General features: G+C 62.6%; 8 protein-coding genes. 3 read left to right on the forward strand and 5 right to left on the reverse strand.

Going from position 1 to position 6418, the window contains the following annotated elements:
- Nucleotides 1-159: 159 nt before the first annotated feature.
- From D6877_RS27330 to D6877_RS27340, 3 genes are read right to left on the reverse strand one after another with little or no spacing between them, the layout of a single operon-like run.
- On the reverse strand, nucleotides 160-1209 hold the full coding sequence (locus tag D6877_RS27330; RefSeq protein WP_039762674.1) for an alkene reductase: 1050 nt from the start codon (nucleotides 1207-1209) through the stop codon (nucleotides 160-162).
- Between the two features lie 33 nt (nucleotides 1210-1242).
- Nucleotides 1243-2409, reverse strand: a complete 1167-nt coding sequence (locus D6877_RS27335; RefSeq protein WP_016771328.1) for an MFS transporter — start codon at nucleotides 2407-2409, stop codon at nucleotides 1243-1245.
- Between the two features lie 34 nt (nucleotides 2410-2443).
- Nucleotides 2444-2746: a metalloregulator ArsR/SmtB family transcription factor gene (locus D6877_RS27340; protein ID WP_016771327.1), complete on the reverse strand. Its 303-nt coding sequence runs from the start codon at nucleotides 2744-2746 to the stop codon at nucleotides 2444-2446.
- Nucleotides 2747-2914: 168 nt separating this feature from the next.
- On the opposite strand from D6877_RS27340, the gene D6877_RS27345 reads away from it, so the two are divergent.
- Nucleotides 2915-3499 (forward strand): ACP phosphodiesterase, encoded by a 585-nt coding sequence (locus D6877_RS27345; protein ID WP_130912703.1) that lies wholly within the window; start codon nucleotides 2915-2917, stop codon nucleotides 3497-3499.
- 107 nt (nucleotides 3500-3606) lie between these two features.
- Here D6877_RS27345 and D6877_RS27350 read toward each other — a convergent pair whose 3' ends face one another.
- Both D6877_RS27350 and olsB read right to left on the reverse strand, forming a co-directional pair.
- On the reverse strand, nucleotides 3607-4401 hold the full coding sequence (locus D6877_RS27350) for a lysophospholipid acyltransferase family protein (RefSeq protein WP_130912704.1): 795 nt from the start codon (nucleotides 4399-4401) through the stop codon (nucleotides 3607-3609).
- On the reverse strand, nucleotides 4401-5156 hold the full coding sequence (gene olsB / locus D6877_RS27355) for an L-ornithine N(alpha)-acyltransferase (RefSeq protein WP_016771324.1): 756 nt from the start codon (nucleotides 5154-5156) through the stop codon (nucleotides 4401-4403). Before olsB ends, D6877_RS27350 begins: the two co-directional genes overlap by 1 nt.
- Nucleotides 5157-5309: 153 nt before the next feature.
- On the opposite strand from olsB, the gene D6877_RS27360 reads away from it, so the two are divergent.
- A complete protein-coding gene (locus D6877_RS27360; protein WP_130912705.1) occupies nucleotides 5310-6188 on the forward strand; it encodes an acyl-CoA dehydrogenase family protein in 879 nt (292 codons plus the stop codon).
- A 40-nt stretch (nucleotides 6189-6228) separates the two neighbouring features.
- On the forward strand, nucleotides 6229-6418 hold a 190-nt coding region (locus tag D6877_RS29700), incomplete at its 3' end, for a hypothetical protein (protein WP_206663003.1).

The raw sequence follows: 6418 nt of genomic DNA on the forward strand, positions 1-6418 counted from the left end.
ATCGCGGCGGGGAGTTTAAACGTAGCCAGCCGTGGATTTTGTAGGGAAATTGTGTCGCTGTTGTGAAACGGTGTTCGCAGGCTCTTACCCTGCGCCAACAGCAAAAAGCCCCTGACTCTCACAAGTCCGGGGCTTTTTCATTTCTGCGCTACAGCGTGATTACAAGGTCGGATAGTCGATATAACCCACTGGACCTTTACCGTAGAAAGTCTCCGGATGCGGCTCGTTCAACGGCGCATCGGCCTGCAAACGTGCCGGCAGGTCCGGGTTGGCAATGAACGGCACGCCGAACGCTACGGCGTCTGCCTTGCCGCTGGCCAGCCACTCGTTGGCGCTTTCCTTGGTGAACTTCTCGTTGGCAATGTATGGGCCACCGAACGCTTCTTTCAGTCGCGGACCGAGGCTGTCGGCGCCTTCTTTTTCGCGCGAGCAGATGAACGCGATGCCACGCTTGCCCAGTTCACGGGCGACGTAGGTGAAGGTTTCGGCGAGGTTGTCATCGCCCATGTCGTGGGAATCGGCACGCGGTGCCAGGTGCACACCAACGCGGCCGGCGCCCCAGACTTCGATCGCGGCGTCGGTCACTTCCAGCAGCAGGCGCGCACGGTTTTCCAGCGAGCCGCCGTACTGGTCGGTACGCTGGTTGGTGCTGCTTTGCAGGAACTGGTCGAGCAGGTAACCGTTGGCGCCGTGGATTTCCACGCCGTCGAAACCGGCGGCCTTGGCGTTCTCGGCGCCGGTGCGGTAGGCGTCGACGATGTCGGCGATTTCAGCGGTTTCCAGAGCGCGCGGGGTTGGATAGTCGGCCAGTGGGCGAACCAGGCTGACGTGACCCTTTGGCTGGATGGCGCTTGGCGCGACCGGTGCTTCACCGTTCAGGTACGAAGGGTGAGAAATGCGGCCAACGTGCCACAGTTGCAGGAAGATCTTGCCGCCGGCGCCGTGAATCGCTTTGGTCACGTTGGCCCAGCCACGCACTTGATCGTTGGACCAGATGCCCGGGGTATCCGGGTAGCCGACGCCCATCGGTGTTACCGAAGTGGCTTCGCTGAGGATCAGGCCGGCCGAGGCGCGTTGTACGTAGTATTCGGCCATCAGCGCGTTCGGCACACGACCTTCGTCGGCGCGGCAGCGGGTCAGCGGGGCCATGATGATGCGGTTGTTCAGCTCGATGTCGCCGAGTTTGATCGGGTCGAAAATAGTCGCCATGTCTAAAAGCCTCGCTTTAATTAAGGAAGTTGATCAGTTGGAAGCAGGCGCCAGCTCGGCATTGCCGTTCTGGCGGAAAGTAATCAGGGTCACCAGCAGGGCAAGCACGGCCAGCGCGGCGGCAGCCAGTGGCACGCTGGTCAGGCCGTAGCCGTGGGCGATGACGCTGCCGCCGACCCAGGCGCCGAGGGCGTTGCCAACGTTGAAGGCGCCGATGTTCAGGGTCGAAACCAGGTTCGGTGCAGCCTTGCCAAAGGTCACCACGTTGACCTGCAGCGCCGGCACAGCGGCGAAACACGCGGTGGCCCAGAGGAACAGAGTGATTTCAGTCGGGATCAGCGCGACGCTGGTCCAGCTCAGCACCGTGGAAACCACGGCCATGGCGATGAACACGCCGATCAGCGTGGCGGCCATGCCCTTGTCGGCGAGTTTGCCGCCGATGATGTTGCCGACCGTCAGGCCCAGACCGATGAGCATCAGCGTCCAGGTCACGCCACGCGGAGACACACCGGTGACTTCGCCAAGCAGTGGGGCAACGTAGGTGAACAGGGTAAACACCGAGGCGGCGAACAGCGCGGTCATGCTCAGCGACAGCCAGATGCCGGCGCCTTTGAGGGCAGCGAGTTCGGCGCGCATGTCGAGTTTCTCTTCGTCACGCTTGGCCGGCAGGAAGCGGATCAGGCCGATCAGCGCGATCACACCGATGACGGTCACCGCCCAGAAGGTTGAACGCCAGCCGGCTTCCTGACCCAATGCGGTGCCCAGCGGTACGCCGAGCACGTTGGCCAGGGTCAGACCGGTGAACATCAACGCCACCGCCGAGGCACGTTTGTTTGGTGCGACCAGATTGGCCGCCACCACCGAGCCAATGCCGAAGAACGCACCGTGACACAGCGCCGTGACCACCCGGGCAAACATCAGCACGTTGTAGTCGCTGGCGATGGCGCAGAGCAGGTTGCCGACAATAAAGATGCCCATCAACGCCACCAGCGCGGCCTTGCGCGGCAGCTTCGCGGTGGCCAGCGCCATGAACGGCGCACCGATGGCCACGCCCAAGGCGTAACCGGTGACCAGCCAGCCGGCGCCGGGAATCGACACGCCGAGGTCCGCCGCCACGTCGGGCAGCAGGCCCATGATGACGAACTCGGTGGTGCCGATGGCGAAGGCGCTCAGGGCGAGGATGAGAAGCGAAAGGGGCATGCAGGTTTCCTTGTCGGCTGGCTGACGTTAAGGGTCAGAGCTCTTTACTGAGGGTGCTGAGAAACGCCTGGATGACGTCCTCGTTACGTTTGAAAAAATGCCACTGCCCGGCCTTCTGGCTGCTGATCAGCCCGGCCCGTTGCAACGTTGCCAGGTGTGCCGACACGGTCGATTGCGACAGGCCGCAACGCTGATCGATCTGCCCGGCACAGATGCCGTACTCGTGGTTGTGCAACTGCTCGGGGAATTCGCCTTTCGGGTCTTTCAGCCAGTTGAGGATGTCTCGCCGTACTGGGTGCGCCAGGGCTTTTATTATTTCGTCGAGGTCGAGGTTCATGGCTTGGGCTCGTGGTGGCAGTTGCGATATATCGCGATGGGGCGGACTTTAAATCGTTGGATCGCGATATACCAATATGAATTCGGTCTGACGAACGCATAAATCGCTATATCGGGTTATAACGATACGAGGGTGCTGGAGCAGCGAACGCAGTGCTAAGCTGCGCTCATGAACTATCTCGCGCATTTGCATCTCGGCGGTCAGCGCCCCGGTCAGTTACTCGGCAGCCTGTATGGCGACTTCGTCAAAGGTCGGCTGCAAGGCCAGTTCGACCCGGAAGTGGAGGCGGCGATTGCGCTGCATCGGCGCATCGACGTCTTCACCGATCGCCATCCACTGGTCGACATTGCTTTGGGGCGCTTTACCGAGACGCGGCGGCGCTATGCGGGGATCGTCCTTGATGTGTTTTTCGATCATTGCCTGGCGCGGGACTGGACGCTGTATGCCGACCGGCCGCTGGAGCAGTTCACCGCAGACGTCTATCACGTGCTGTCCCGCGAACGACAGTTGCCGGAACGGCTGGCGAAGATCGCCCCGCACATGGTCGCCAACGACTGGCTGGGCTCGTATCGCGAGTTTGAGGTGCTGGAACAGGTGCTGCGCGGGATCTCGCGACGCCTGACCAGGCCGGAGGAATTGGCCGGGGCCATGGCGGAGTTGCGGCGGTTGTATGAGCCGCTGAGTGAAGACTTCAGCCTGTTTTATCCGCAACTGCAGGTTTTTGCGCAAAACTCTGATCCACTGAAGATCTGAATGTGGGAGCGAGCCTGCTCGCGAAGGCGGTGTCTCAGCCAATATAGATGCTGAATGGCACGCCGCCTTCGCGAGCAGGCTCGCTCCCACAGAGGATTTGTATTGGCTCAGGCGGCTATCAGGTTGCCTGTGCGACGCGGTTCGGCAGGTTTTGCGACCTCGCCAAACAACACCTTCTGCACCGCCTGCTGCGCTTCGAACGCCAGCGCCGCGCGCTCGCGGCCCTGACAGGCAATCGGCTTGAGCAGATGCACCTCGACATCGCCACAGTCATGGCTGAACAGGCGCATCAGATGCGAGAGCAAATCATCGTCACCAACGAACGGCGCCAGCGTGTCGATTTCGCCGTCACGCAGATAACGGATCGCCACCGGTTGCAGCATCACCTCGGAATCGATCGCCGCCGACAGCAGGCGACCATGAAAGGTGCGCAGGGAACGGCCATCGGTGGTGGTGCCTTCGGGGAACATCAGCAACGCATGTTCGGTTTGCAGATGGCGGGTCATCTGCTTACGGATCAACTGGCTGTCGCCCGACCCCCGACGGATGAACAGGCTGCCGGCCTTGGCTGCGAGCCAGCCGGCCACCGGCCAGGTGCGCACCTCGGCCTTGGACAGAAACGACAGCGGCGTGAGCATGCCCAGCAGCGGAATGTCGGTCCACGACACGTGATTGCTGACCCACAGCATCGGCTGTTTTGGCAGCTCGCCATGCACGCTCACGCGAAAGGGCAGGGCATTGCTCAGCCGCGCCATGAAGAAGCGCGACCAGCGCTGGCGCCGCTCCATCGAGTGGGCCAGACCGATGCGTTCGAACACGCCGAAGACGCTGGCCATGGTCAGGCCCAGCGTCACCACCAGCAGCACTCGCGCGATTCGCGCGTACACCCGCAACCGGCTCATTACACGGCCGCCTTGAAGTGCTTGGCGTAGCGCGGGCAGAGTTCGTCGCGCTTGAGCAGGATGAACACGTCGGCGACCTGGAAGTCTTCGTCCCAGCACGGCTCGCCGCAGATCTTCGCCCCGAGGCGCATGTAGGCCTTGAGCAGCGGCGGCATTTCGGCGATCACGTTGGACGGGATATCCAGCGTCGGCAGCGGATTTTTCGGCTCGGCGCGCAAGTGTTCGGTGCACAGGTAACGCTCGCGCAGACGCTGCATGATCGCGTGGGCCTGAATGCCGCCATCCTGCATCGGAATGCTCGCGCAACCCATCAGGTAGCTGTAGCCGCCCTGATTGAGCACTTCGGCCAACTCGCCCCAGAGCACGGCGATGGTGCCGCCGTTGCGGTACGCCGGATCGACGCAGGTGCGGCCGATTTCCAGGATCGGGCCTTGCAGGTGGGCGAGGCCGTGCAGGCTGAATTCTTCTTCGCTATAGAACTTGCCGAGGCTGCTGGCGGCGGTGTGATCGAGCAGACGCGTGGTCGCCACCAGGCGCCCGGTGTTCAGATCACGCACGCCGATGTGGCTGCAGTGAACATCATAATCATCCATGTCCAGACCCAGTTCGGCGCCTTTGAGTTTGGCGTTGAACTCGCCGCTGAAGACGGCGAAGCGCAGGGCCTGGGCTTGCTGCAAGGCTTCGGCGCCGATCAGGCGTTCGGCTTGCAGGCGGCGTTCATTGCCGGTGTCGCTGATGCGGGCGATTTGCGTCATGTGAATCTCCGTACGGGCCTTTAACCCGTCGTGGGTTGCAGCCGATCGACTTTCTTTATGCAGCCGTGTTGTGCAAAGTCAGGCTATGTAGCCCCGGTGTCATCGCCATGAACGTTCGGTGATGCTTATATGACAGCCCGCGAGGAGGCGCCCATGCCCTGGACAGATCTGCTGCACCGCCGTGAACGCTTGCCCGCCGCTGCTGATCTGGCCGAGGGTTTTGCAACGTTGTTGCAGGCGCTGGGCAACGTCACGCCGTTCGAATTGGCGGTGGCCGGCGGGCGGCGAATGGCCACGCCGGGGCTGGCGTTTCTGGTCGGTTATCAGGCGGCGCTGCGCATGTTGTGGCCGAGCGCGCCACTGAGCCTCGGCGCCTTGTGCGCGACCGAACAACGCAGCCTGCGCCCGGCCGATATGCAAACGCGGCTGAAAGATTTGCGCTTGAGCGGGCGCAAGGATTTCGTCACCGCAGGCGACGCCGCCGATTGGTTACTGGTGGCTGCGCGCAGTGAGGAGCTTGGCGAAGCACCGCGCCTGAGTCTGGCGGTGGTTTATCCCGGCGAGCCCGGCGTGAAAGTGGAAAAATTGCCGGCGTTGCCGTTGATGCCGGACATCAGCCACGGTCGCCTGCATCTGGACGGCGTCCTGTGCGAACTGCTCGCCGGCGACGGCTGGGACGCCTACGTCAAACCGTTTCGCAGTCTTGAAGATGTCTACGTGCTCAGCGCCATGACCGCGTGGTTGTACGGCGTCGGCCAGGACAACGACTGGCCGCAGGCCCTGCAATTGCGTTTACTGGCGCTGCTGGCCGGGTGCGCCGAGGCCAGTCGGCAGGCGCCGAACAGTCCGGCCGGGCATGTGCTGCTGGGCGGGTTGTTTGCGCAATTTGAAGCGTTGGCGCGGGAGGTGGAACAGGCGCTGGCCGATGGTCCAGTGGAGTGGGCGCAGATGTGGCAGCGGGACAAGGGCGTGATGCAGTTGGCGGCAGGGGCGAGGGCCAAGCGCTTGGCCAAGGCTTTGGCGGTGACCTGAGCGGCCCCTTCGCGAGCAGGCTCGCTCCCACAGAAAGATCGTGTTTCGTCTGTCGAAATGTGGGAGCGAGCCTGCTCGCGAAGGCGGCCTCAAGAACACCACACATCTGTCATCAACGGCTCCTAATCTCAGCAGACTCATCCCCAGAGCCTCAACCATGTTCAAATGCTTTTCCCTGTTCCTGCTGCTGATCAGCCTCACCGTCCGCGCCGAACAATGGCCCGGCGAGC

The organism is Pseudomonas sp. Sample_9, from assembly GCF_004307535.1.
In the GTDB taxonomy this organism is placed as follows: domain Bacteria; phylum Pseudomonadota; class Gammaproteobacteria; order Pseudomonadales; family Pseudomonadaceae; genus Aquipseudomonas; species Aquipseudomonas mercuritolerans.